The following is a 1942-nucleotide window of genomic DNA, read 5'->3' on the forward strand; positions in this document are numbered from 1 at the left end:
GCATTCTCCGGCAAAGTTCATAAATGAAGCGTATCGCGTTTTGAGACAGGATGGAGTGCTCATAGTATGCTCCGCCAACAAAGACGGGGAGGGGTTTAATCCCAGCCCCTATAGCATCAGATATTTCTCCGCACCCGAATTGCACGGGCTGTTAGCGGGGGCGGGATTTCCTGACGTTTCCCTTTATGGCAACTGCAGGGTGCGGGAAGATACCATGAGAGACAAAATAATTTCCCTCATCAAGAAGATAGCAGTCTCATGTCATCTTATTCCCAGAACGATGAAGGGAAAAGAGATATTCAAACGGGTATTTATGGGCAAATTGACACCCCTTCCACCGGAAATTAAAGACGGTATGGCCGACTACGATCCCCCCCTTGCGATCCGCTCCGATATGATAAACAGCGAATATAAAGTGTTATTTGCGGTGGCATCGAAAAGGAACGGCACTCAGGGGGCCGAGACAGGAGAAAAACAGGTATGCACCGATCGATCCTAAACTTTTTCAGGGCTTCCCCTGTTACGCGACCCTTATTCTTCCTTCTCGGTGATGTGTTTCTTCTCGCCCTCTCCTGTCAGCTTGCATTTTTGCTGCGCTATGATTGGGATTTTACCAATCCATGGTCCGAGGAGTATCTGCTCTACACGCCCATTTTTATCGCCATCAAGATTCCGGTATTCTTGTTTTTCAGGTTCTATTCCATGTCCTGGAGGTACGTGGGGGCCTTCGAGCTTGTAGATGTCGCAAAAGGGATTATCCTAAGCTCCGCGATCGTAGCGATCGTAGTATACATAGTGAATCCTGGAGGCATATTCACAGGTTTTCCCCGTTCCGCAGTCCTCCTTGACTGCGTACTCTCTTTACTCCTCGTGGGGTGTTTCAGGCTGGCCCGAAGGCTTCAAAGGCATATCCATGAAAGGCCGCTCGAGGAGGGCAGGCGGACGCTTATCGTGGGGGCCGGCAATGCCGGCGAGATGATCGTGAGAGATGTCCGCCGCCACCAGGAAAGCAAATACAGGGTCGTGGCCTTTGTGGATGATGACGAGACTAAGAGAGGCAGTTTTCTTCAGGGAATAAAAGTCATGGGGACCACTGAAATGATCCCGAGACTCGCGAGCGAATTGAATATCGAGACCATCCTCATAGCCGTGCCGTCAGCGACCACGAAAGAGATGAAGAGAATAATGTCTCACATAAGGAAATCTCTCGTAAATGACGTAAGAGTGCTTCCCGGCATAGGGAAGATTTTGGAGGGCAGCATCGCGCTTTCCGATATAAAGGACGTATCTATTGAAGATATTGTGGGAAGAGAGCAGGCGACTATCAATCATAAGGAGATTTTCAGCCTCATCAGGGGTAAAGTGGTCCTTATTACCGGTGCCGGAGGCTCGATTGGATCGGAGATAGTAAGGCAGGTGCTGAAGAACGAGCCCAAAGCCGTCTACGCTCTGGATTCCGACGAAACGGAATTATTCAACCTCGACAATGAAATTAAATCCCTCTTCCAAGGCGTTTTATTGACACCCGTGGTAGCGGACGTCTGTGACGCTAATAAAATTTCCCACGTTTTCGCTCACTGTGCTCCTGATATCGTGCTCCATGCCGCTGCATATAAGCATGTTCCTCTCATGGAGGAGTACCCCGAGGAGGCGGTGAGGGTGAACGTCCTCGGCACCATGAACCTTCTGGAAGAGAGTTGCAAACGGGGGGTCGAGAAGTTTGTCATGATCTCCACAGATAAGGCTGTCACCCCTACCAGTGTAATGGGCACTACGAAACGTGTGGCCGAAGAATTGGTGAAATGGTACAATACCAAAAATAGCACGAAGTTCATTTCCGTAAGGTTCGGCAATGTAGTCGGCAGCCGGGGAAGCGTTATACCGATTTTTAAAAACCAGATATCAAGGGGTGGGCCCGTAACGGTAACGCACAGGGACATGA

At 49.8% G+C, this 1942-nt stretch carries 2 protein-coding genes; both read left to right on the plus strand.

The annotated features are described in order from the left end of the window. The coding region (locus VGJ94_18845; GenBank protein HEY3278680.1) for a hypothetical protein at nucleotides 1–499 on the plus strand (499 nt) is incomplete at its 5' end. Further along, nucleotides 481–1942, plus strand: a 1462-nt coding sequence (locus tag VGJ94_18850; GenBank protein ID HEY3278681.1) for an SDR family NAD(P)-dependent oxidoreductase, incomplete at its 3' end; no start/stop codon positions are given. The genes VGJ94_18845 and VGJ94_18850, both read left to right, overlap by 19 nt.

It is taken from the genome of Syntrophorhabdaceae bacterium, from assembly GCA_036504895.1.
In the GTDB taxonomy this organism is placed as follows: Bacteria; Desulfobacterota; Syntrophorhabdia; order Syntrophorhabdales; family Syntrophorhabdaceae; genus PNOM01.